General features: G+C 36.3%; 22 protein-coding genes and 1 pseudogene. 17 read left to right on the plus strand and 6 right to left on the minus strand.

Annotation, left to right across the window (positions count from 1 at the left end; all coding sequences use genetic code 11):
* The first annotated feature begins 313 nt into the window (after window positions 1–313).
* The gene (locus ACFX5U_RS13150) at window positions 314–844 is read left to right on the plus strand and encodes a GNAT family N-acetyltransferase (protein ID WP_400261008.1); all 531 of its coding nucleotides are present in this window, start codon (window positions 314–316) and stop codon (window positions 842–844) included.
* Between the two features lie 76 nt (window positions 845–920).
* Here the strand turns inward: ACFX5U_RS13150 and ACFX5U_RS13155 are convergent, their stop codons facing one another.
* The 3 genes from ACFX5U_RS13155 to ACFX5U_RS13165 all read right to left on the minus strand — a co-directional run bounded on the left by ACFX5U_RS13155 (window position 921) and on the right by ACFX5U_RS13165 (window position 6,787).
* Entirely contained in the window at window positions 921–1,841 is a 921-nt protein-coding gene (locus ACFX5U_RS13155) for a dihydrodipicolinate synthase family protein (protein WP_400261009.1), read from the minus strand.
* Between the two features lie 87 nt (window positions 1,842–1,928).
* Entirely contained in the window at window positions 1,929–3,464 is a 1,536-nt protein-coding gene (nanU, locus tag ACFX5U_RS13160) for a SusD family outer membrane lipoprotein NanU (protein WP_400261010.1), read from the minus strand.
* A gap of 23 nt (window positions 3,465–3,487) precedes the next feature.
* Window positions 3,488–6,787: a SusC/RagA family TonB-linked outer membrane protein gene (locus ACFX5U_RS13165; RefSeq protein WP_400261011.1), complete on the minus strand. Its 3,300-nt coding sequence runs from the start codon at window positions 6,785–6,787 to the stop codon at window positions 3,488–3,490.
* Window positions 6,788–6,925: 138 nt separating this feature from the next.
* Between ACFX5U_RS13165 and ACFX5U_RS13170 the strand changes: the two genes are divergently transcribed.
* A complete protein-coding gene (locus tag ACFX5U_RS13170) occupies window positions 6,926–7,651 on the plus strand; it encodes a FadR/GntR family transcriptional regulator (protein ID WP_400261012.1) in 726 nt (241 codons plus the stop codon).
* A gap of 363 nt (window positions 7,652–8,014) precedes the next feature.
* On the opposite strand, the gene ACFX5U_RS13175 is transcribed toward ACFX5U_RS13170, so the two are convergent.
* Window positions 8,015–8,344, minus strand: coding sequence for a DUF3276 family protein (locus tag ACFX5U_RS13175; protein WP_038699074.1), 330 nt, complete (start codon window positions 8,342–8,344; stop codon window positions 8,015–8,017).
* A 283-nt stretch (window positions 8,345–8,627) separates the two neighbouring features.
* On the opposite strand from ACFX5U_RS13175, the gene ACFX5U_RS13180 reads away from it, so the two are divergent.
* The 5 genes from ACFX5U_RS13180 (at window position 8,628) to ACFX5U_RS13200 (ending at window position 13,975) form a co-directional block, all read left to right on the plus strand.
* Entirely contained in the window at window positions 8,628–9,545 is a 918-nt protein-coding gene (locus tag ACFX5U_RS13180; protein ID WP_400261013.1) for a LiaF transmembrane domain-containing protein, read from the plus strand.
* A 2-nt stretch (window positions 9,546–9,547) separates the two neighbouring features.
* The gene (locus ACFX5U_RS13185; protein WP_038699078.1) at window positions 9,548–10,591 is read left to right on the plus strand and encodes a sensor histidine kinase; all 1,044 of its coding nucleotides are present in this window, start codon (window positions 9,548–9,550) and stop codon (window positions 10,589–10,591) included.
* Window positions 10,584–11,267 carry a LytR/AlgR family response regulator transcription factor gene (locus ACFX5U_RS13190; protein ID WP_400261014.1) on the plus strand — a complete coding sequence of 228 codons (684 nt, stop codon included), beginning with the start codon at window positions 10,584–10,586 and terminating at the stop codon, window positions 11,265–11,267. Before ACFX5U_RS13185 ends, ACFX5U_RS13190 begins: the two co-directional genes overlap by 8 nt.
* Window positions 11,268–11,361: 94 nt before the next feature.
* A complete protein-coding gene (locus tag ACFX5U_RS13195) occupies window positions 11,362–12,792 on the plus strand; it encodes a serine hydrolase domain-containing protein (RefSeq protein ID WP_280566853.1) in 1,431 nt (476 codons plus the stop codon).
* A 211-nt stretch (window positions 12,793–13,003) separates the two neighbouring features.
* Window positions 13,004–13,975, plus strand: coding sequence for a 2-hydroxyacid dehydrogenase (locus tag ACFX5U_RS13200; RefSeq protein WP_400261015.1), 972 nt, complete (start codon window positions 13,004–13,006; stop codon window positions 13,973–13,975).
* Window positions 13,976–14,117: 142 nt separating this feature from the next.
* On the opposite strand, the gene ACFX5U_RS13205 is transcribed toward ACFX5U_RS13200, so the two are convergent.
* The gene (locus tag ACFX5U_RS13205) at window positions 14,118–14,969 is read right to left on the minus strand and encodes a mechanosensitive ion channel family protein (RefSeq protein WP_038699086.1); all 852 of its coding nucleotides are present in this window, start codon (window positions 14,967–14,969) and stop codon (window positions 14,118–14,120) included.
* A 136-nt stretch (window positions 14,970–15,105) separates the two neighbouring features.
* Between ACFX5U_RS13205 and ACFX5U_RS13210 the strand changes: the two genes are divergently transcribed.
* From ACFX5U_RS13210 to ACFX5U_RS13255, 10 genes and pseudogenes are all read left to right on the plus strand, one after another.
* Window positions 15,106–15,531 carry an AraC family ligand binding domain-containing protein gene (locus ACFX5U_RS13210; protein WP_400261016.1) on the plus strand — a complete coding sequence of 142 codons (426 nt, stop codon included), beginning with the start codon at window positions 15,106–15,108 and terminating at the stop codon, window positions 15,529–15,531.
* Window positions 15,518–15,976: a helix-turn-helix domain-containing protein gene (locus tag ACFX5U_RS13215; protein WP_400261017.1), complete on the plus strand. Its 459-nt coding sequence runs from the start codon at window positions 15,518–15,520 to the stop codon at window positions 15,974–15,976. The genes ACFX5U_RS13210 and ACFX5U_RS13215 overlap by 14 nt, the downstream gene beginning before the upstream one ends.
* Window positions 15,977–15,978: 2 nt before the next feature.
* Entirely contained in the window at window positions 15,979–16,413 is a 435-nt protein-coding gene (locus tag ACFX5U_RS13220) for a DUF983 domain-containing protein (protein ID WP_038699090.1), read from the plus strand.
* 25 nt (window positions 16,414–16,438) lie between these two features.
* Window positions 16,439–17,623 carry a cysteine desulfurase family protein gene (locus ACFX5U_RS13225; RefSeq protein ID WP_400261018.1) on the plus strand — a complete coding sequence of 395 codons (1,185 nt, stop codon included), beginning with the start codon at window positions 16,439–16,441 and terminating at the stop codon, window positions 17,621–17,623.
* Between the two features lie 90 nt (window positions 17,624–17,713).
* A pseudogene (locus tag ACFX5U_RS13230) lies at window positions 17,714–18,041 on the plus strand (HesB/IscA family protein).
* A gap of 281 nt (window positions 18,042–18,322) precedes the next feature.
* Window positions 18,323–19,330 carry an aspartate--ammonia ligase gene (gene asnA / locus ACFX5U_RS13235; RefSeq protein ID WP_038699096.1) on the plus strand — a complete coding sequence of 336 codons (1,008 nt, stop codon included), beginning with the start codon at window positions 18,323–18,325 and terminating at the stop codon, window positions 19,328–19,330.
* Window positions 19,331–19,455: 125 nt separating this feature from the next.
* Window positions 19,456–20,709, plus strand: coding sequence for a DEAD/DEAH box helicase (locus tag ACFX5U_RS13240; protein ID WP_280566846.1), 1,254 nt, complete (start codon window positions 19,456–19,458; stop codon window positions 20,707–20,709).
* Between the two features lie 142 nt (window positions 20,710–20,851).
* A complete protein-coding gene (locus ACFX5U_RS13245; RefSeq protein ID WP_400261019.1) occupies window positions 20,852–21,862 on the plus strand; it encodes a CocE/NonD family hydrolase in 1,011 nt (336 codons plus the stop codon).
* Window positions 21,863–21,881: 19 nt separating this feature from the next.
* Window positions 21,882–22,712, plus strand: a complete 831-nt coding sequence (locus ACFX5U_RS13250; RefSeq protein WP_400263597.1) for a CocE/NonD family hydrolase — start codon at window positions 21,882–21,884, stop codon at window positions 22,710–22,712.
* A 5-nt stretch (window positions 22,713–22,717) separates the two neighbouring features.
* On the plus strand, window positions 22,718–23,185 hold the full coding sequence (locus tag ACFX5U_RS13255) for a hypothetical protein (RefSeq protein WP_400261020.1): 468 nt from the start codon (window positions 22,718–22,720) through the stop codon (window positions 23,183–23,185).
* Window positions 23,186–23,193: 8 nt separating this feature from the next.
* Here the strand turns inward: ACFX5U_RS13255 and ACFX5U_RS13260 are convergent, their stop codons facing one another.
* Window positions 23,194–23,979, minus strand: coding sequence for an enoyl-CoA hydratase/isomerase family protein (locus ACFX5U_RS13260; protein WP_400261021.1), 786 nt, complete (start codon window positions 23,977–23,979; stop codon window positions 23,194–23,196).
* Window positions 23,980–23,984: the final 5 nt, after the last annotated feature.

Raw genomic sequence — 23,984 nt, forward strand, 5'->3', positions numbered from 1 at the left:
TAATAAAAAAGGTTAGTGATGATTGATGTTGTATTAATCATCATTTTGTTAATTTACTAAATTACACGTTATAAAAACAAAATATTACAACCATATTTGCTATTACTGACACTATATTACCCCTTAGATTGGTTCAATAATTGAAAGAAGAATAATGATTATCTTTTTATTGCATTGCCTAATTGGAAATTAAAAAAGGAGGACAATCTTTATCTGATACTTTTGGAATGATTTTATGTCTTAAATTCTATAATTTTATTGAAAATATAGAACTTTACAATTGACTATTGAATTTCAATAATCTCAACTTATTATGGAAGCAGAAATCAGAAAAGAAACGGAGGAGGACTTTAGTAAAGTTTTCAATCTCATTGAACTTGCATTTAAAAATGAAAAATATAGCGATCATCAAGAGCAATTTCTAGTGCAAAAACTTAGAGATTCGGACGTATTCGAGCCCGAATTATCATTGGTAGCTGAATTTAATAAAGAAATAGTAGGTTATATATTACTAACAAAAATTAAGATAAAAAATGGTATAGATGAACATCTGGCACTAGCATTGGCCCCAGTGGCTGTTCTACCAGCATATCAAAAAAGAGGCATCGGTGCTCAGCTCATCCGTACAGCGCACAGCAGAGCTGCAACTTTAGGCTATGGTGCTGTGGTAGTATTAGGACATGAAAACTATTATCCTAAATTTGGATATCAGCCAGCTGAAAAGCATGGTATTCAATTACCCTTTGACGTACCTAAGGAAAACTGTATGGTAAAAGAATTAAGAACAAATGTATTAAAAGGTGTAAATGGAATGGTCGAATATGCAAAAGAATTTTACAGCTAAGGGGCTTATGTATATGCACATAAGCCCCTCATCAACCATATTTATTATAATCGTAAAAAAACTATAGTCTATCTCATTATTTGGAAGAAAAGGAAGCGAATTCCAATTCTGCTACATCAGATTGAAATGCTACAAATTGTTCCTGAGACATATTCTTGATTGGTAATCTAAATTTTCCGCAATCTAATCCAATTAATTTCATATAGGTCTTCCCTACCGATATTCCACCATATTTACCCAATAACGTAATCATATCGATAGACTTTTGCTGTAAAGCATTTGCGCGTTCAAAATCACCAGCATTAAATGCAGATATCAAATCATGATATAACGGTGCAGCATAATTATAGGTACTGCCAACAGCTCCTTTTGCTCCTAAAATCAAAGAAGAAAGCATGTTTTCATCTCTACCCCACAACATATCGTATTTACGACCAGCAAAATTCATACAAGATAAGAAGTCCATAAAATCTTCATGTGTATATTTAATACCGGCAAAGTTTGGAATGACACCATCTACTGCTTTCAATAAATCGATCATTGGATAGTTCCCTCCAGTCAGGACAGGGATATGATAATAATAAAAGGCAGTATTTGGAGCTGCTGCAGCTATCTCGACACAACAGGCCGCTAATTGTCCAACATTAGCAGGCTTAAAGTAGAATGGCGATGTGAATGAAATGGCATCGACTCCTTCTTCTTCCGAAATTTTAGCCAGCTCTATACATTCTCTAATATTGGTTCCTCCCAAAAGTACAATTAATTTAAAATCTGGATCAGTCTTTGTTAGGGTTGACCAAGCCTGTACCACTGCGACTTTCTCTTGAAATGTCAAGGAAACTCCCTCGCCCGTCGAACCGCAAATAAACCCACCTTTTACTTGATTACTTTTTAAGGATTGATAGTATGCGGGAATTTGTTCTAAATTTAAATCACCGTTTTCATCAAATGGTGTGAATGGAGCAGCAATTAAGCCTTCGATTTTTTTAATTATCATTTATTTTAAATGTTTAAGATCTATTAAAAATCCTAATTCATACTGATTTGTATGAATTAGAATAAAATTTCACATGCTTTTATCAAGTTAGAATTGAGGGTAGCCTGCTGTTTGTTTAAGTGCCCTATTGTTGGTAAGCGATTTGCGATCAATTGGCCAAAGGAGTTTATATGCTTCCTGAGAAGAAAGACCTGTATGTGCAAAGACATACTTATCACCAAATCTTCTTAAATCATACCAGTACTTACCTTCTGCCAAAAATTCTAATTTACGCTCGTTTAGAATCGCTTCTACTGGATCCTTATCGATAATTTGATTTGGATATCCAAAAATACTTTCCTGATAATGGCTACCAAAAGCTCGCGCACGAACTTGATTGATTTCCTCTTTTGGGCTTTCGCCTAAAATGACTTTCGCTTCAGCCATGAGTAATAAAAGATCTGCGTAACGGTATATTGGAAAATCATTGCTATAAGCTCTTGATCCAGCATTTTGCTCTCCTTGATACTTATATAGAAAACAACCTGCTATCTTGTAATTTCCCACATCATCCTTGCTATAAGCAGCCTGTATAGAACTGTTTTTTCGTTCATCTAAATCATGATAGTTACGATAGGTATTGATCCGAGTCGGGACACGTAGAATACCACCATAATTATCCTGAGTGACGCTAAAACTACGATTAGATAATGAGTCATAGAAATTAACAAGAATATTTGCATTAGGGACGAAGTCACTGATGAACCCGAGACTAGCTTCATTCAATTTATGTCTAATACCCAATATCATTTCATTATTACCATTGCTTTTGACATCGAAAACATTTTTGAAGTCTGGTTGCAGACCCAATGATAAATTTGACTTAATATCTGTTAGAGCATTTTTAGCAATCGTCGCATCTTGCTTTCCTCCCTCACGATGTGCAGACCACAAATAAACTTCCGCCTGTAGCATCAGCGTTGCTCCTTTTGACCAAAATGAGCGTGCTTGACGAATAGAATAATCTGTACCAAAACCTGCATTAGAACTTTCGATATCGGATTTGATCAATTTTAATACTTCTGCTGCTGGCGATGCTTCTTTAGCTAAATTAGAAACGTCTATCTTGTCGATAGCATCTGTTTGGATAACCGCGTCTCCCCAAGATCTATACAATTGAAAATAATAAAATGCACGCATACCGTGCGCGATACCCAAATAATAGTTCTTACTATCCTCCGTAAGTACAGTGGATATATTCAACTTACTGATCAATAAATTGAGTTGATTGATCTGATCATATAGTCCTCCAAAGTTAGATACTCCTGGATTATCCATATCCAAATTATGTTGCCACATCCGTTCTATACCTTGCGAAGCTTCACCTGTAAAGGAGGCTGTAGTACCCGGATCATTACCAAAGGTACCTGAACGGAGTTCCCCTAAAAATAAAAAACTTCGTTCATGCGTACGAAAGCGAGCATGCAAACCCACTACAAAAGAATCGAATTGATCTGCAGTTTTCCAATAAACCGCATCACTATAGTTACTTATTGGACTGAGTTCTAAATTGTTGCTACATGAGCTCATGCCCATACAGGTTAAGCTGCCTAAAATAATATAGGTAAGTATATTTTTTTTCATGATAATTTCAAGATTAAATACCGTTAAAAAGAAAGTTGAACACCCAATACATAAGACCTTGGTGTAGGATATGTTCCGCCATAAACTCCTGTAACCACATTATCTCCATTGACAGGTGGCTCAGGAGTTGGTCCTGTAAATTTGGTAATGTAAAACAGATTGTTTCCACTAACGTATACACGTGCTCTGGATAGGATATGCGTTTTTGAATGCAACCATTTTGGAAGATCATAAGAAAGTGTAATCTCACGAAGCGCCAAATAGTCCCCCTTCTCATAGAATCGAGAATTATTACTATTCAAATTCGGATTCGCATTATTACTTCTTGTATAGTTCTGCTTAGAGCCAACGACCTGATCTGCAAAATAGACTTTAGGAATATCGGTATCTGTATTCGTTGGAGACCAGGCTTGCTTTTGCATTTCCAAGTAATTAAAAGTACCTTGATAGTTGCCTAAAGTACGTGCAACTAAGTCATTATAAATGGTATGCCCTAATGCAAATTCCCAGTTTGTAAACATGCTGAAACCTTTATAACTCATATTGGTCGTAAATCCACCTGTCCATTTCGGATTGATGTTACCGATGTATACTTGATCACGTGAATCGATGATATCATTGCCATCTACATCTAACCAATTGACGTCTCCAGGTGTAATACGACCATTCGTGCCCGCTGGAAGATTAGGACCTGTAATACCTGCAATATTATCTTTTCTATTTCCTGCGATTTGATTAACTTCAGCCTCATCTTTAAAGATAGATACTTGTTTATAGGCATAGATATCTCCTAAAGTTCGTCCTTCTTGATATCCTCCTACCCACTCCACCTGACCAGATGAAGGGTCATATACCTGAATTCCACCTTGTCTATTAAATTCATTACCGTTACTAGGAAGTTCTAGAATTTTATTTTTAACATAAGCTGCATTTGCACCGATGTTTAGATTAAAACCTTCTGGATTACGGATAATCTGCGATTGAATGCCAATCTCATAACCTTTATTTTGTAAGGTCCCTAAATTGGTTACAATTTTCCCAAACCCAACATAACTAGGTAGTTCCAAATCGGTCAACAAGTTACTTGTACGACGGTCATAATAATCAAACAAAACGGTTACACGATTATTCAAAATACCAAGATCTAAACCAGCTCCTGTTGTTTTACTAGTCTCCCAGGCTAAATTCGTATTGACGGGCGAAGTATTAAGATAACCAGCTAAACCATTGTAGTTAGCTTGCTGATCGTATATACCTTGAACTTGGTAACGACCCAAACCAGCAATATTGCCATTTTCGCCGTAACTTACCCGAGGCTTAAGGGTAGTGATGTATCGGGATAGATTAGAATTCTTAAAGAAATTTTCTTGATGGATATTCCATCCAGCAGATGCTCCGGGGAAAAATCCAGTACGGTTTCCTCGTGCTAAAATTGATGTTCCATCCAAACGATAAACAGCATTTACCAATATTCTTCCATCATAGTCATACGCGAGCCTACCCATAGACGAAATAATCCGATATTCTGAAGCCGTTGTATTATTAAGGTCCGCAGGGAATACAGTTGAAGCATTTACAGTCGGGATATCATCTGTAGGTGCATTTCTTCCATATACTTGCATGTAATCAGTTTTCATTTTATAATATTCCGCACCCACCATTGCTGAAATATTATGCTTTTCTGCAATGCTCGTATTATAGTTTAAAATACCGTTGAACTGTGTTTGAAAATCTCTGTCCAATTTACGGTACGCATCACGTGAAGAGCTTCCAATGGTTTGAGGGTTCGCAAAAATATTGGAATAGGTCTGCGTAGACATTTGAAAGGATTCATTGAAGGCTTCTTTCATATAGCCATTACCACTCACCTTCAAATAGAGATTTGGTAATATATCCCACTTTACTGAAGCATTGGCAATAATACGGTTTGTTTCATTTTTCCTTTTGAGGCGTCCTAACCAATACAATGGATTACCATCATTAGTAGCCACTCCTGGATTTGGCTGTGTCTTTGCTTCATCCACCCAAGGGTTAAAAGTAGGCCAAATTGCTAAAGTACGGTATAATGCATTGGTTTCTGAACCTGGTGCACCATATTGTGAAGCAGTGGACAAGGTCACATTAGTAGAAACCTCGATGTTAGGTTTTATTTTATATGATCCATTGATATCACCTGTATATCTCTTATAATTAGAACCGACTATAACACCATCTTCATCAAAGGCATCAAAAGCCGCAAAGTATTTACCTTTGTCATTCCCACCAGAAACATTGACATAGTGATCTTTTGTGTATGTATTTCTGAACAGCACATCTTCTATTTCTCCACCATGATCTTTGTAGATAATCTGCCCTCCGTAAGGATCGTCAACAAGCTTCCACCCTTCGTTCAATAACGGTTTAAGTTCATCGGTATATTTTTTAATATCAAATGAAGAATTGTAAGCTGGATCCGTTGAAATCCCTAATCCCCTAGCGCTATTTACTGATTCCAATGATCTACCTGCATTTAAATAGCCCTGGCGTGTATATTGGATATAATCGCCTGCATTCATATATTTATAACCATCTCTACGTTGATTATAACCTCCGACAAATTTGTAAGAAACATTTGAAGTACCAGCCTTACCAGTTTTTGTTGTGACTAATAGCACGCCATTATTTGCCCGAGCCCCATAAATTGCTGTTGCCGAAGCATCCTTTAACAAATCAATCGATTCGATGTTATCTGAACTGATATCATTAAGGTCTCGAATTACCCCGTCTACAATTACCAAAGGTGCACCAGGATTATTGATGGAAGCTCCTCCCCTCAATTTAAGCATAGGAGCAGCTCCTGGTTGACCAGATTTATTGACAACCTGTAATCCGGGGATGTTCCCTTGTAAAGCAGTAGCCACATTAGATCTTGGAGAGTTTTGGAGGACTTCCTTATCCATTTTAGAAATCGAGCCAGTCACACTTCTTCTACTTTGCGTACCATACCCAACAACGACAACTTCATCAATCTGTTGATTGCTGGATTCCATCTTGATATCCAAAGATTCTCCTTGTCCAACTTTTACTTCAACAGACTGATAACCAGTAGATGTTATGACTAATATCGCATTGGGATTGGTAGGCAGTACAAATGTACCATCTGGTTTAGTTTGTAAAGATTGTTTACTTCCCTTTACACTAATCGTGACATTTCCGAGTAGCTCTCCTGTGTTAGCATCTCTAACTTTACCTTGGATGTTTCGGTCTTGTGCATGCACTAAAGCTAGATTCCCTGCTAGCATAGACCAGATCAATAGATTTTTTAATTTACGGTTTGAATACATATTGGTTATTATTAAGTATTACATAAAGCAAATTTATATAATTTATTCAATAAAAAACAATAGTAAATTAACATTATGTATAACATAGATATTACAATTAATCCTTATCTTTGTTTTTAAGCGTATACGAGCATTTTTATGAGTACAAATCCAACATTAGTCAATTTCATGAACTCCATTGACACTTCTTCTTTAGTAGATAAAGTGGAGAAAGAAATTATCAATTTATTTATTAATCAAGGGCTAAAAGTAGGTGATGCACTTCCAAAGGAATTGGAGTTAGCAGAAACTTTAGGGGTTAGTCGAACTGTTATCCGTGAGGCCATGTTACGTTTACGATTAGTAGGCCTAGTAGACTCTAAAAAACATCGAGGTGCAGTATTGACAAGCCCAGATTTGATTAGCCCAATGAAGAAATCACTTTATCCAACGATTATGGATGATAAGACTCTTCGTGATTTATTTGAAATGCGATTGATTTTGGAACTCGGAATGGCAGATCTATTATATCAACGCATCACGCCTGAAGATATTGAGGAGTTGGAAACAATTGTGGCTAAAGAGTCGAATGCACTAGATAACAGTATATTTGATATTGAAACTGAAGTCGCATTTCATGGTAAGTTATATGAAATCAGCGGCAATATTATGCTTAAGGACTTTCAAAATCTACTTTTACCTGTTTTTAAATTTGTACATACGAGTGGTATGTTAATAGAAAAGTCTAATTCGAAAAATTTCATATCGCATCGTGGACTAGTGGATATACTAAAAGTTGGAACACCTGAAGTCTTCCGAAATGCTATGCGCAAACATTTAGATAATCATTTTCAACGCATACAACAATACGATAATGAAAATTAAACTTATCGTAATCATAAGAAAGTGGTGTGATATACCTGTTTCCACCAGCTCAAGTTTTCAAAATTTTCGAACGGTAGATAACAGGTAGCACGTCTCCCTTAATACCCTACTTTGGATTGTATACATTAAGTGAATCTGTAGGAATAGAGTCCAATAACGTTCTAAAATCTCTCCAAAATTTTTTAAAACCAAAACCTTCACCAGCTAAATTCCGGTGACGATTGGCGTCTAATGAGGGATATCTTGGCCAGATGGACCATTTTCTGGTTGGGAACAAGAGGTAGCATTTCGACTGAATTTTTAGTATGCAAAAGTAAAAAGGCTGTATAATACAGCCTTCCCCTTCATTAATTCATAAAATTTTTAGAAAGAAAAATCATCTTTAGATGATTCACTAGCATATGCTGGATCATCAAAATTGGGTTCGTAACGTTTTTCGACAACTTCTTGATTTGATTTTATGTAATCAATTACACCTGTCAAACCCTCCGCAAATTTTTCAAAATCCTCTTTATATAAGAATATTTTGTGTTTAATAAACTGCCCGTCTTCGAAACGTTTCTTACTCTCTGTGATGGTAATGTAATAATCGTTAGACCGTGTAGCCTTTACATCAAAAAAATAAGTACGTTTACCTGCTCTCACTTTTTTTGAAAAAACCTCTTCTCGCTCTTTGTTTTCAAAATCTCCCATTGGTTATTATTTAAGTTTAAGTTATCTTAATCTGTGATAAATATATAATAATTAGCATGAAACTTCCAAATATTATTCAAAAAAAATCATATTTGACAGCATATTAAGTAGAATTAACGAACTTACCCTCTACATTATAACAAATAAACTCAAGCTTCCTTAAACAAAGAAATCATTTCACCGAGGATTTTATTACATTTACCGAATAATATTGATCGATTACCTATTTCAATTACTCCAAGATACCTAACCAACATATCTTTGAGGTATAAATTTAAAAGCCATGGAAAAAGAGCCATTCATACCAAAAAGCAACAACAGTAAAAATATTATTGGTGGTGTTATCATACTTATCGGAATTCTATTATTATTAAAAAATTTAGACTTAGACTTCTTCTTCCCTTCTTGGATTTTTGGGTGGTATACATTTGCATTGATTATACCAGGACTGATTATTGGGGTGAACTCCAATTTTAAAAACAAAGCATCCGTTATCTTGATTGCATTAGGTGTAGCGTTTCTTGCGAAAAGAATCATGCATACAGATTTTGGGGGAGTTATATTTCCCATATTGATTATAGGATTAGGTGCTTATTTTATTATTGGACGCAAAAATGGTATACCGCCACTTCCTCCTATGCCACTCAATCCCAACAGTCCTCCTCCATCCCCTACGGATTACGATTGGGACAAGCGCGTTGTCTCGACAACAATCGATGAGAATGTAAAAGTTGATGATGTTACAGATGAAGCAGGTAACCGACCAACCGGAGATTCGACCGCAAATGATAGTAATAATCAAGGTCTGCCTAACGGGCAGACCTTTGGTGCTCAACAATACGCGCAGACCGAAAATAATTTTGAAGATGTACTGAATGTCAACTCTATCTTTGCAAGTGTTAAAAAATTCATCCTATCCAAAAATTTCAGAGGTGGAAATATCGCATGTATGTTTGGTAGTGTATCCATTGACCTAACACAAGCGGATATAACAGATGTGGCAGTGATTGATGCCTTCCAGATGTTTGGAAGTGCCAAAATCACAGTTCCTGCAAATTGGACAGTTTATTCAAATGTCTCCTCAGTTTTTGGCGATGTAGATGACCGCCGCTATACAGTGGGTCTTAGCAGAGATCCATCTAAAAAATTATATATTACAGGTACTTGTCTTTTTGGAAATTTAACCATTAGAAATGCCTAGTCATGAAGGATAAATTATTATTGCATAATAAAAACAAACTAATATTATTCATCTGCTTAAGCATATTGATTGGCTATTTTGCCATGCAATATGCTTTGATGTATCGGTCGGGTTTTCCAATTGAGATAACAATTAAAGACTCCATTATCAATAGTCTCATGATGATGCTTTGCTGCTATGCCATTTCAACAACATTAAACTACTATATCCCAAAACCCAATCAGATTTGGAAAGTATTGATTATAGGGTTTATTATGAGCGGCATCAGCATATTAGGAAGTCGACTTGTCGTTCAATATTATCTTCCGAAGGAACATTTGAAGATCTATGACCTAATTATTCCCTATCGTTATATCGTCAATTTCCTAATTCTAACTTCTGTTGCAATTTTCATCATTGTCTGGAATATCCAAGAAGAATACATTTCCAATATCAAAAGAAAACAAGATTCGGAAAACCAATTGCGAGAAGCCGAATTATATAACCTAAGACAACAACTTCAGCCGCATTTTCTTTTCAATAGCCTAAATTCAATCATAGCATTGATTGGCACCAAGCCAGACCAAGCCCGTAATATGACCTTTCAATTATCCGACTTTTTACGCGGAACTCTCCGAAAAGAAAACAATCAATTGATTGTCCTGCAAGAAGAGTTAAGTCATCTCGAGTTGTACTTAGATATTGAAAAAGTAAGATTTGGCCATAGACTGGATATTCACATCGAACACGATAATGAAGTCTTATCATCTAAAATTCCAGCTATGATTTTACAACCACTTGTCGAAAATGCCATTAAACATGGCCTTTACAATGTAACAGAAAGTGTAATCATCAATATTAAATGCTTACTCATTGAAAAGAACCTACATATTTCGATAGACAATCCATTTGAACCAAACGAACCTATCCAGTCTAAGGGCACAGGATTCGGGCTTACGAGTATACAAAGACGGTTATTTCTTCTTTTTGGACGAAATGACCTCCTTGACACCCATAGTGAAAACAATATATTTACAAGTAGTATCAAAATCCCACAATATGATTAAAGTTATCCTAATTGATGATGAACCATTGGCGCGTTCTATTTTAGTAGAATATTTAAGCAAAGACCCGTCAGTTTGTATTGTAGCAGAATGTGGAGATGGATTTGAAGGCGTAAAAGCAATCCAACAACATCAACCTGACCTTTTGTTTTTAGATGTGCAGATGCCGAAATTAACAGGTTTCGAAATGTTAGAATTGGTTGAAAATCCACCAGCAGTAATCTTTACAACAGCTTTTGACGATTATGCCCTGAAAGCATTCGAAAAAAATGCTATAGACTATTTGATGAAGCCCATTTCTCCAAATAGATTTCAGCAAGCTTTTGAAAAATTCAAGTTAAATTTTGCTAAACCTGCTTCCGAACCGGCACCAAACTATGAAGCGGTGATACATCAGGAAGAATCAAAACTCGACCGTATCGTTGTAAAAACAGGTACACAGATAAAAATAATTCCGGTACCACAAGTTAAGTATCTGGAAGCTTATGATGATTATGTGAAAATCCATACCGCAGATGGACTATTCTTGAAAAATAAAACAATGGCCTTCTTTGAAAAACATTTAGATGAACAAGCATTTGTTAGAATCCACCGTTCGTATATCATCAAAGTAGACCAATTAGCACGTATAGAGCCCTGGGAGAAAGATAGCTTCGTCGCAGTTTCTGACAACAGGTGAAAAACTCAATATCAGTAAATCGGGTTATGCTAGATTGAAACAAATGATTGGCATATAAATAAAGTTTATGTAAATTTGCAGCAGTATATTCATTATGAAAAATTTTATTGCTGCATTTTTACTCAGTAGTTCGTTATCTGCTGTTGCTCAAAACACCAATCAAGAACAAATAAACCATACGTTCTATAATAAAGTTGAGTTTTTTATTAATTCACAACAGACCGACTCCATCTATACATTAGCTAATGATAATTTTAAAAGAGCAAATCCCTATTCTTCATTTAAAAACCAATTGGAAAATGAAATATATCCATTAGGTAGAATACAACATGCTGAAAAATTAAATTTCCAAGATGGAATCACACAATATCGCATAGACTTTAAAGAAAAGTCATACCAAATACCTTTTGGAGTCGACAGTACGCTGCGCTACCATACCTTTGGTTTTCAACCCATCAGTAAGCCAGTAACAGAAAAAGAACTACCTGTTATAACCAATACGGTGGTAGAAAACAAAGTGGATTTTTTCATAGACTCTATCGCAAATTTCTACACAAAAAAAGGCAATACGCAGTCTTTGGCAATCGGCATTATAAAAGATGGTCAATTCAGCACCTATTTCTATGGAGAAACTGAGAAAGGTAATACGACCCTGCCTACAAGCAGCACATTATATGAAATCGGTTCGCTTTCAAAAATTTTTACTGCTACCTTATTAGCTGATTTGGTCGAAAAGGGCACATTAGACTTAGATCAACCAATTATTGATTTTTTACCCGACTCCTTAAAAACAAATATAAGCTTACAAAAAATTACTTTTAAGTCCTTAGCCAATCATACTTCAGGATTACCGCGACTACCTGACAATATGGAGAAAGTTAAAGGCTTTGATGTCAACAATCCGTATAAAGACTATAATCAAAAATATTTATATCAATATTTAGCGACATTTAAATCGAAGCACGAAAGTGGTGAAGATTACGAATATAGTAATTTAGGTTACGCTTTATTGGGAGACATAATAACAAGTCTCACGAACAAAGGTTACAATACGAATATCCAAGAAATCATCGCGAAACCATTAGGTTTAGTTGCGACTTCTGACCTACTTAATCCCAAAACACAACAGCTACCAAAAGTCTATAATATAAAAGGAGAAGAAACCACGGCCTGGGACTTTCAAACATTTAGCCCTGCTGGCGGTTTAAAATCTACTGTTACAGATTTACTAACTTTTGCACAAGTCCAGTTCAAAATGCCGGAGACATCATTAGAAAATGCGATGGCATTAACACGTCAATTCACTTATTTTCTACCTCCTAATACAGATATTGGTTTAGCGTGGCATATGGATTTGCTAGATGATATCACGTATTGCTACCATACGGGTGGTACGGGAGGAAGCAGTTCTTTTATCGCAATCGCTCCTGATACGAAAACAGCAGTAGTATTATTATCAAATGCTGCCGAATCTGTTGAAAAAATTGGAACATCTATTTTTCATATGTTACTGACCCAAAAATAGCGATAAAAAGAATCAGAATCCTAGGGGACATATTCAAGAATATGTCCCCTATTTTTTTGTTACGCTATAAATTAAATCAACAAACACATGACCTCCAGGATAATCCAATAAATAAACGATCAAAAATGTTGAATTACTTTTCTCCAGATTATGATGTACATGTAAGCAAATTTATCTAAGTTTGATAATACGATAATTTGAAATCAGCATTATGAAAGTTTTTGTCTGCAGAAAAATTCCACAAATTGCAATTGATAGTTTACAAGCAGCGGGTTTTACTATAAATTACCGCAGCGAAGCAGGAAATATCGCACAAGTAAATCTAATTGAATCTTGTCAAAAAGTGGACTTCTTATTTGCCGCAGGACACAACCTTCTGAATAAGGCTTTCTTTGACGCTTGCCCACATCTAAAAGGCATCGCTTTAATGAGTGCCGGATATGATAGCGTTGACTTGCACGAGGCGACCAGACGAGGCATCCCCGTAAGCAATACACCTGACGTATTATCCAATGCAACTGCTGATGTAGCTTTTCTATTGATGATAGCAGTGGCAAGAAAAGCTTTCTACATGCACAAAAAGATTATTAATAATGAATGGAAAGATTTTGAATTAACAGATCACCTCGGAATAGAATTGGATGGTAAAACCTTAGGCATATTTGGGCTTGGTCGAATTGGTTTTGAACTAGCTCGAAAAGCAAAAGCAGCCTACAACATGGATATTATCTACCATAACAGACACCCAAACGACGCTGCTAAAAGTATTTTAAATGCAAAGTACGTGAATTATGAAGATTTATTGGCCCAGAGCGATGTACTGTCTATACATGCAAACCTTTCACCAGAAACTAAAAACAAATTCAACAAAAATGCTTTCAATAAAATGAAGGATACAGCCATATTTATCAATACAGCACGGGGGGGATTGCATCAAGAACAAGATTTATATGACGCATTGACGAATGGTCATATATGGGGCGCGGGACTAGATGTCACCAATCCAGAACCTATGTCTAGCGATAATCCACTACTCAGCTTACCTAATGTAGCCATTCTTCCCCATATTGGATCCGCTACCGTAGAAGCAAGAACAAGTATGGCCATGATGGCGGCCCATAATTTAATATCAGTTGCCAATCAAAGAGAAATGCCACAACTACTGAACAAGGAAATCCGCTGAAAATGAAAAAATTTTACAAACTACTCAATAAAATCAACAAAATGATTTTACCACGTTATTCCAAGAAGGACCCATCAAAACTAACAAAATACCAACAGGCAATTCTAGCCTATCGGTACTTTGTTTTAATTCGGTCACTCGATTAAGATTTCATGATACGGTCTGGACCTCCATTATCATCCGAAATGATTCGCATTTCTGTCTGTGGATATGGAATACCAATATTATGTTTATCTAAGGCATTTTTTATGACCTCTTGATTTTCATTTCTTGCTGGCCAATAATCTTCTTTCTTTGCCCAAGCACGAATGGTCAGGTTAACAGAACTATCACCTAAATCTTTCACAAATACATCAACAGCAGGAGTCTTCAAAATACGAGGATCGGCATTTAACACATTCTGAATAATTTCACGTGCCTCCTTAATATTGGCATCATAAGAAATGCCAACAGTATATTCAAACTGTCTATTGGTAATTTTAGTATAATTTTGAATAATAGAGTTCGCCAATGGACCGTTTGGACTAAATACTCGAACACCATCAGCCGCAATTAATGTCGTGTACAATATATCTATCCTTTCCACTGTACCTGAAGTATTATTACTACTGCTCACATAATCTCCCACTTCAAAAGGTCTAAACAATAGAATCAAAATACCACCAGCAAAATTACTTAAACTCCCCTGCAATGCCAGACCTGCTGCCAAACCAAATGCTGATAAAGCAGCAATAAAAGAAGTTGTCTCAATGCCCATAGTACTTGCTACAGTTAAGAACAATAAGGCATAAAATACAACACGTAATATACTCATGACGAATCCACGTATCGACAAGTCAACATTCCTTTTTTCAAAGCGTTTACTAATAACGTTAAGTAAGAACTTTACGACATAATTACCTATTATCAAGATAATAATCGCAGTAATTATACTTGGAGTTTTTAAGAGGACGACATCCAATAATTTTTCTAGACTTGTTTCTAATCTATTCATCTTGTAAATGTTTTTATTTCCTATAAATATAAGGAATGAGTCATAAACTGGCAATAAAATAGTTAATCGTTGAAAAACACCATTAATTCTACAATTGAAACACATATTAATGTGTATTTTGAAGTAAATTTGTATAGTGTTAAAGAAAAGTACCATACCTGTTTTAGATAACTGCTCGATTAATAATGATTCAAGCAGTCCGCTATTTGTCGATCACCTTGCCGATTACATCGCCAAGCATCACAATATGGTATTTCCTCATAAACACAATTTCTATCATTTTGTACTTTTCACAAAAGGGTCAGGCAATCATTTAATCGATTTTGAAAAATATGAAATAGAACCGTATCAAATCTATTTCATGGCACCCGGTCAGGTTCATACTTGGAATTTCAACGGTGACGAAGAAGGTTATGTCGTCAACTTTGACCCCGAATACTTTCAATCCTTCTTACTAAGAACAGATTATCTAAGTCGGTTTCTCCTTTTTAAGTGGGCAGCAAGACCAGATTGTATTTACAATTCCTGCAACGCATCGAGCTGCTGCATTGAATACATTTGAATCCTTTTACAGATTAAACCAAAACACAACCGCCACAGATTTAATCCGTGTGACCCTGTTACAGCTCATACTATGGATAGAATCATGGCATGGTACCAAAACAGAAAAAACAAGTAATCCATATAATTACACCATTTTTCATAACTATCTACGATTAGTGGAAAAAAGTTTCAAAGAAATCAGATTGCCTAAAGCCTATGCGGAGCAATTATTTATCACACCCAATCATTTAAATGCGATATGCAAATCCTACATTGGTAGTGCTGCAGGTGAAATTATAAGGGATCGTGTACTTCTTGAAGCGAAAAGATTACTGGTCAACAAAAACCTAAACATCAATGAGATTGCTATTGAATTGAATTTTAATGACAACTCTTATTTTACAAAATTTTTTAAAAAAGCAACGGGAATGACTCCCGACGAATTCAGAAAAAACAATAGTTAGATATGAAAGAGAAGGAAACTACTTACGAATTATCAGAATTTAAAGCCGCCTCTAAAGCACTTTGCCCACGCTGTCGAAAAGGATCTATTTTCACAGGAAACACTTACGGCTTTAAGACGCAGAAGATGAATACACACTGTGATTACTGTGGCTTACGATATGAACGTGAACCAGGCTATTTCTATGTTTCTATGTTTGTGAGCTACGCATTTACAGTTGCAGAAATGGTATCTTCCTGCCTTCTGGCATTTCTAATAACAGGAAATGACGATTCATTTTGGCTTTATGCATCTGTGGCACTCTTAAGTGTGCTAATTTTAAGCCCATTCAATTATCGTTATTCGAGAGTCGTTTTGATGTATTGGTTAAGTCCGGGCTTGAGTTACGTTCCAAATATTCAGAAAAAAGAGATCAATTCGACAACACGCACGTTATAAAGCAGATAATCTTTAACTTTATAATATGAAGGATTTAATTTATCTTGATAATAATGCAACAACTAAAATTCTGGATAAAGTATGGGATACCATGGTTCCCTATTTTATCCAGAATTATGGAAATGCCTCCAGCATGCACCATAGCATGGGGCGCGAAGCAAATGCTGCAATAGAAAAAGCGCGTATGCAAGTCGCACAAGCATTAAACTGCCAAACAAAAGAAATTTTCTTCAATTCAGGTGCTACCGAAGCCATTAATACCGTTTTAAAAGGAATTTATAAGAACTATCAATCCAAGGGCAAGCATATCCTCACGGTCAAGACAGAACACAAGGCGGTGCTCACTACCTTGCAGGAGTTGGAAAAAGAAGGAGCATCTGTTACCTATCTAGATGTTGATGGTTCAGGAAAAATCAAACTTACCGACCTAGAAGACAATATTACGGATGAGACTATCTTGGTGTGCATTATGGCCGCAAACAATGAGACGGGATATATACACCCTATAGCCGAGATTGCAGCAATATGCAATAGAAAAGATACGCTATATTTTTGTGACGCCACACAATACATCGGTAAAATTCCACTGGACCTTAACCATATCCCAATTGATATATTATGCTTAAGTGCTCACAAAATACATGGTCCAAAAGGAATTGGAGCCCTATTCCTACGCCGTAAATCAAAACCCATACAAATCAATCCGCTCATTATAGGTGGCGGACAAGAAAATGGATTCCGAGCTGGTACATACAATGTGCCTAATATTATAGGATTAGGCAGTGCAATAGCACAAATGTCTCTTAACTTAGAAAAATCTGAATATATTACAACCTTAAGAGTCTATTTAGAAGAATCTTTAAGTAGCATACCTGAAGTATATATTCATGCAAAGAATACATCACGACTACCCAATACAACCTCCATTTGCTTTAGGCATATACATGCCAGCGAGCTGATGACACGTTGCCCGCAGTTAGCATTGTCCTCAGGTTCGGCCTGTGTTAGCGGTACAAGAGACCCTTCTCATGTACTTCTCGCAATGGGCGTCACCAAAGAAGATGCATTAGCTACAGTGCGATTTAGTTTAAGTATTTACAGTACGATGGAGGAAATAGAGACAACTATCAGGTTGGTTAGAGATGCTGTTACTAAGATTAGAGAAAACTCCCCTATTTGGCAACTCTTCCAAGCTGGTCTTATTACTTAATTATTACATTTGCGACCACATTTAAATTGGAAATAAAAAAGAAGTTATCGTAATTTGTAACATTCAATATTAATATAATAATTCAGCGATATGGTAACCGTTACAGACAAAGCAAAATCTCGAATTGATGAGATAATGAGTACTGAAAAATATGACAGCAGTTATTTTGTTCGTGTTGCTGTCGAAAGCGGAGGCTGTTCTGGCTTAAGCTATAATTTACATTTCGACAACGAAGAAAAAAAAGGTGACCAATTTTGTGAAGATAATGGAGTTAAAGTTTGTTTAGATATCAAATCATTCCTATATCTAGCGGGAACAGAACTTGATTACTCCGATGGATTGGATGGCAAGGGATTTGAATTTCACAATCCTAATGCAACGAGAAACCTGCGCTTGTGGAGAAAGTTTTTCTGTCTAAAGAAAATAAACATATTAGAAATGAGGTCACCATAGAAATATGGTGACCTTCTTATTTATAAGATATCATCAATTATGGTAAATTCTTGCCATCACATCAAAAATATATCATGATGTAAATAAATTTACCAACGATACCTTGTTATATCTGAAATATTGCTATTTTTGAGGCAAATTGAAAAAAACAGAATTTGTTTTGAAGATGACTTCAATCAAATTCTTTACAGATACAAATGAAAAATAGATAACCAATAGGCTATTTTTTGATATTATATACATTTCATGGATAAAAGAAAGTTATTAAAAACTGAAGTTGCGATTAGTTTTGTAAAGGATACTTTTGCACAACAACTTAGAAATAATTTAGGATTGATTCCTATCTCATCTCCTTTGGTTGTTTTAGATGGTACAGGTATAAACGATGATTTAAATGGTATTGAGAGACCCGTTGCTTTCCCTATTAAATCACTACAAGAGCGTAAAGCGGTTGTGGTTCATTCACTTGCTAAATGGAAACGTTTACGCTTAAAAGAATTAGAACTAGAAGTAGGTGAAGGAATATTGACAGATATGCGTGCCCTTCGTCCTGACGAAGATTACACACCCATCCACTCCATTTATGTAGATCAGTGGGATTGGGAGAAAACCATTTCAGCAGAGCAAAGAAATTTCACCATCTTAAAGGATACGGTACTTAAAATATATGATGCATTACGTTTCACCGAAAAACAAGTAGAACGTCAATATCCAGATATAAAAGCAGTATTACCAGAAGAAATCACTTTTATTTCGTCTGAAGACTTATTACAGAAATATCCTACATTCACACCGAAAGAACGTGAAAATGCGATTGCTGAAGCCTGTGGTGCTGTATTTATTTATGGCATTGGTGGTGTTCTTTCAAACGGCGAACCTCATGATGGTCGTGCAGCAGATTACGATGATTGGAGCACAGACAATGGCAATGGCACCAATGGACTCAACGGTGATATATTGGTATGGAATACGGTTTTAAAGACTGCTTTCGAATTGTCATCTATGGGTGTCCGTGTCGATAAAGCAGCTTTACAAAAACAACTTACCATCAGAAATAATCCGGAACGTGCAACATTATCTTTTCACAAAATGCTTTTGAATGATGAGTTACCTGACGCTATCGGCGGTGGTATTGGCCAGTCAAGAGTATGCATGTTCATGCTAAAGAAAGCACATATCGGTGAAGTTCAAGTAAGTATATGGGACGAACAAGAAAAACAGTCTCTACAAGAAAAAGGAATTCATTTATTATAATCGAATTTGATTACAAAAAAAAGGTCTGCTGATAGCAGACCTTTTTTTTGTAATACTTTATGTACTTTTGTAACATGCAAATAGACGCCATATTACAAAAACTCCATATCTCTTCGCTAAACGAAATGCAGAAAGAGGTAATGGAAAAATTCCAAGAAAAAGAAAATCTCATCCTGCTTTCACCAACCGGCTCAGGAAAAACATTAGCTTTTGCACTAGCCTTGATGAAAACATTGGATAAAGACATTACAGACGTTCAGTCTTTGATCTTGGTTCCTACTCGCGAATTGGCTTTGCAAATCGAATCTGTATTAAAAAGAGTAGCCACTGGTTTTAAGATTACCTGTTGCTACGGTGGTCATGATACAAAAACAGAGAGAAATAATTTAAAAAATCCACCGGCTATACTTATCGGTACACCAGGACGTATTGTTTACCACCTTGAAGGGAAACATTTCGACCCTACACAAATCAAAACGCTGGTTTTAGACGAATTCGACAAATCCTTAGAATTGGGATTTCAAGAACAGATGTCTTTTATTATCGAACACTTAACAAGCTTACAGACAAGAATGTTAACCTCTGCTACCGCAATGAAAGAAATACCCACATTCACAGGGATTTCCTCGTCTATAGAAGTTAATTTTCTCAACCATACGCATAGCACGCCGGCATTAACCATTAGAAAAATAGTTGCTCCTATACACAAAAAACTAGAAGCATTATTTCAACTGTTATGCAAAATAGGTAATCAAAAGGTACTCATCTTCTGTAATCACCGTGATGCAGTGGACCATATCAGTGAATTACTTCAAAATCGCGATATTATTCACGACGTTTTCCATGGTGGACTTGAGCAAAGTGACCGTGAGTTGGCACTATTGAAATTTAGGAATAACAGTAATCATATCTTAATCACCACTGACCTTGCAGCCAGAGGACTTGACATACCAGAGATTGATGCCATTATTCATTATCAGTTACCCTATAGAGAAGACGACTTTACACACCGAAATGGTAGAACCGCTCGTATGCAAGCAAAAGGAGAAGTATTCATTATCTTAAAGCCGGATGAAGACTATCCATACGTCGCTAATGATATTGCCATAGAAGAAATTGATGGTGAATATGATTTGCCAAAAAACTCGGAATTTGCTACGCTTTACTTTTCAGCAGGTAAAAAAGATAAGGTAAACAAAGTCGATCTCGTTGGTTTCCTATTGAATTTAGACGAGATTGAAAAAAATGACGTCGGTATTATTGAGGTCAAAGACAGGGAGTCATTCGTTGCTGTAAAACGCTCTTTAGTAAGTACTATCTTAAAATACTCCAATCAAGGAAAAATTAAAGGAAAAAAGATTAGAATTTTAAGAAGTTAAGAACCTTCTTCTTCATAAAATGGTAATTATCACCTATTAAAAAAATACCAGATTAGATTTTTCAATCTTTAATCTGGTATTTTTCATTTATCACTTTAGACTTTTTGCTTATCTTGTCCTTTCAAATCATTAATCTAAAACCATGAAAAAAGTACTAATCATTTTTTCAGTTTTCCTCATAACCATCTCACTTCAAGTGAAGGCTCAAGTAACGCTCGAACCAAACTATGTAAAAGAACATTATGAGAAAAAAGAAATAGCAATCCCTATGCGCGACGGAGTAAAATTATTTACTACAATTTATACCCCCAAGGACAAAAGTCAGCAATATCCCGTTTTATTGAACCGTACCCCATATACCGTGGGGCCATATGGCGAGGATAAATTCAAGGAAAGCTTAGGTAATTTTCCAGCCATGACAACCGAAGGATACATTTTTGTTTATCAAGATGTGCGCGGTAAATGGATGAGCGAGGGAACTTTTGAGGATATCAGACCAACAAACTTAAAAAAAGGAAAAAGAGAAATTGATGAAAGTACCGACACCTATGATTTATTAGAATGGCTAAGCAAAAACTTACAAAACTACAATGGTAAAGCAGGTATGTACGGAATTTCGTATCCGGGCTTCTATTCCACAGTAAGTCTTGTCAAAACACATCCATCACTAAAAGCCGTTTCCCCTCAAGCCCCAGTTACAAATTGGTATATGGGTGATGATTTTCATCACAATGGTATTCTATTCACCGGAGATGCATTCAAATTTATGTCAAGTTTTGGTATCCCCCGCCCCAAGCCAATTACACCAGACCAAGCGCCACAGACTTTTCAGTATCCTTCAAAAGATGTTTACCAATTTTATTTAGATGCCGGCACAGCCAAGGATTTAAAAGATAAGTACTTCGCCGATTCGGTTAAATTTTGGAACGATGTTTTTGCGCACCCCCATTACGACCAGTTTTGGAAAGACCGTGAGATATTACCACATGTAAAAAATGTAAAACCAGCCGTAATGATCGTTGGTGGATTTTTCGATGCAGAAGATACCTATGGGACATTTGAAACCTATAAAACAATCGAAAAACAAAATCCAAACAACAATTCGATACTAGTAGTAGGCCCTTGGTTTCCACGGTGGCTGGGTAAGAGGTGATGGAAGTTCTTTCGGCGATATACAATTCGACCAAAAAACCAGCGTAACCTATCAAGAGCAATTCGAATTACCTTTCTTCAACTACTACCTAAAAGGAAAAGGTGACTTTAAGGCTTCTGAAGCAAACATCTTCATCACCGGTAGCAATCAGTGGAAAACTTTTGAAAAATGGCCCCCGCAGGAAGTAGAGGATAAAAAGCTTTATTTACAGCCCCAAGGAAAACTTGGTTTCGGTCAGGTAAAACGCACAGATTCTTGGGATGAATATGTCAGCGACCCCAATAAACCAGTACCTTACCAAGCAGGCATCATGGAAAGCAGAACGCGTGAATACATGATTGACGACCAACGGTTTGCTTCTTCAAGACCAGACGTAATGGTATATCAAACAGAGCCTCTGGCAGCGGATCTCACAATAGTAGGACCTATTAAAAACTTTCTTAAAGTATCGACCTCAGGAACTGATGCCGACTATGTCGTAAAATTGATAGATGTCTACCCTTCTAATAGCCCTTCTTTCAATAACAAAGTGATGGACGGCTATCAAATGTTGGTGCGTGGAGAAATTATGGCCGGTAAATACAGAAATGGATTTGAAAAAGCAGAAGCTATGCAGCCCGGTTTTGTAACTTCAATTGATTATACCATGCCAGATGTTGCGCACACATTCAAAAAGGGACATCGTATCATGCTTCAAGTACAAAACACATGGTTCCCGCTTGCAGAACGAAACCCACAACAGTTTTTTGAAGGATATGAAGCAACAGCAAGCGACTACCGGAAAGCTACACATCGCATTTTCCATGACGTTAATAATTCATCTTATATACAATTTACCATTTTAAAATAGGTAGCATGCTTTACCCCTTTTTTCTTGCCTTACATTCCGCTAGCAGATGGATTATTATCTGTTGTATCATCCTGCTCTTATTGCGGACTTATTGGGGCTGGAAAAAAGGACATAAAGTAACCAAATTGGACCATAGCCTACAAATCGCAACAATTATCCTGCTCTACTTACAACTTGTGATCGGCTTAACCCTTTATTTAGAAAGTCCGATTGTACAGTATTTTATCGAAAACTTCCAAACAGCAATCAAATTGCGTCAAGTACGTTTCTTTGGTATGGAGCATATCACGATGATGACCATTGGCATTACCGTATTTACAATAGGTTACATAAAAGCCCTTAAAAAACAAAGCAGTGCAGATAAATTCAGAACGATATTTATCTACACTGCTTGGACTATGTTTATTATCTTCACTTCTATCCCGTGGGAATTCTCCCCATTAACGAGCAGGCCTAGCTTTAGAGCTTTTTAAACCTCACATTATACACCTTTCCAATTAGGCGTTCTTTTTTCCGCTCGCGCGGCGATACCCTCCTTAAAGTCATGACTTGATCTCAATTTTTCTAATTGCTCAAGTAAAAAAGCATACTGTTCAGTCGATTTAAGACCACCCAATTGCTTAGCTGCCTCAAAGCCCATCTTAACCGCTAAAGGTGCCGCAGAACATAGCTTATTAAACAAAGCGGGCAAGACCTCCGGCCTTTGGTCTAAAAGTTCATATACGATGCCCATACTCTTCATATCCTGCGCCGTAATTACCTCTGATTGGATACACATATCCAAAGCTTTATGATAAGGTAAATGTTTCAGTAAGCCAACTAAGACCTGAAATGGAAATAAACCGATCTGAACCTCAGGCAAAGAGAACTGCACAGCCGAATGCGCAAAAACATAAGTACATTCCAAAAGCAGCAGAAATCCTCCAGCAATAACATCTCCTTGCACGACTGCGATCGATGGTTTATTGAATTGAGACATGACTTCTCCCAATGATAAATTCACATGCGGAATCGCTTTTACCCGATCCTCAAAAACTGGATTTTCAAAAGCTTTCAAATCCATCCCAGCGCAAAATATTGGTCCTTCCGCATCTAATACCAATACCCGAATTTCGGGGTCTGAATTTGCGAATTGTAATGCATGATGAATCTCATCAATCATCGCCGCAGTGAATGCATTACGCTTTTCGGGACGTGCAAGTGTTAAGTAAAACACATGATTTTCGATTCTTTTCTTTATAAACCTATAATTTACATTAGAACACATAAAGT

The sequence above is a fragment of the Sphingobacterium sp. SG20118 genome (assembly GCF_044740685.1).
Classification (GTDB): domain Bacteria; phylum Bacteroidota; class Bacteroidia; order Sphingobacteriales; family Sphingobacteriaceae; genus Sphingobacterium.

Bases quoted from the DNA above. Each gene is read 5' to 3' on its own strand.
- ACFX5U_RS13225 (WP_400261018.1), top strand. From the start codon at position 16,439: ATGAAGGATTTAATTTATCTTGATAATAATGCAACAACTAAAATTCTG.
- ACFX5U_RS13150 (WP_400261008.1), top strand. From the start codon at position 314: ATGGAAGCAGAAATCAGAAAAGAAACGGAGGAGGACTTTAGTAAAGTT.
- ACFX5U_RS13180 (WP_400261013.1), top strand. From the start codon at position 8,628: ATGGAAAAAGAGCCATTCATACCAAAAAGCAACAACAGTAAAAATATT.
- ACFX5U_RS13240 (WP_280566846.1), top strand. From the start codon at position 19,456: ATGCAGAAAGAGGTAATGGAAAAATTCCAAGAAAAAGAAAATCTCATC.
- ACFX5U_RS13220 (WP_038699090.1), top strand. From the start codon at position 15,979: ATGAAAGAGAAGGAAACTACTTACGAATTATCAGAATTTAAAGCCGCC.
- ACFX5U_RS13185 (WP_038699078.1), top strand. From the start codon at position 9,548: ATGAAGGATAAATTATTATTGCATAATAAAAACAAACTAATATTATTC.
- ACFX5U_RS13170 (WP_400261012.1), top strand. From the start codon at position 6,926: ATGAGTACAAATCCAACATTAGTCAATTTCATGAACTCCATTGACACT.
- ACFX5U_RS13205 (WP_038699086.1), bottom strand. From the start codon at position 14,969: ATGAATAGATTAGAAACAAGTCTAGAAAAATTATTGGATGTCGTCCTC.
- ACFX5U_RS13255 (WP_400261020.1), top strand. From the start codon at position 22,718: ATGCTTTACCCCTTTTTTCTTGCCTTACATTCCGCTAGCAGATGGATT.
- ACFX5U_RS13155 (WP_400261009.1), bottom strand. From the start codon at position 1,841: ATGATAATTAAAAAAATCGAAGGCTTAATTGCTGCTCCATTCACACCA.
- ACFX5U_RS13190 (WP_400261014.1), top strand. From the start codon at position 10,584: ATGATTAAAGTTATCCTAATTGATGATGAACCATTGGCGCGTTCTATT.
- ACFX5U_RS13245 (WP_400261019.1), top strand. From the start codon at position 20,852: ATGAAAAAAGTACTAATCATTTTTTCAGTTTTCCTCATAACCATCTCA.
- ACFX5U_RS13200 (WP_400261015.1), top strand. From the start codon at position 13,004: ATGAAAGTTTTTGTCTGCAGAAAAATTCCACAAATTGCAATTGATAGT.
- nanU (WP_400261010.1), bottom strand. From the start codon at position 3,464: ATGAAAAAAAATATACTTACCTATATTATTTTAGGCAGCTTAACCTGT.
- asnA (WP_038699096.1), top strand. From the start codon at position 18,323: ATGGATAAAAGAAAGTTATTAAAAACTGAAGTTGCGATTAGTTTTGTA.
- ACFX5U_RS13175 (WP_038699074.1), bottom strand. From the start codon at position 8,344: ATGGGAGATTTTGAAAACAAAGAGCGAGAAGAGGTTTTTTCAAAAAAA.
- ACFX5U_RS13195 (WP_280566853.1), top strand. From the start codon at position 11,362: ATGAAAAATTTTATTGCTGCATTTTTACTCAGTAGTTCGTTATCTGCT.
- ACFX5U_RS13260 (WP_400261021.1), bottom strand. From the start codon at position 23,979: ATGTGTTCTAATGTAAATTATAGGTTTATAAAGAAAAGAATCGAAAAT.
- ACFX5U_RS13165 (WP_400261011.1), bottom strand. From the start codon at position 6,787: ATGTATTCAAACCGTAAATTAAAAAATCTATTGATCTGGTCTATGCTA.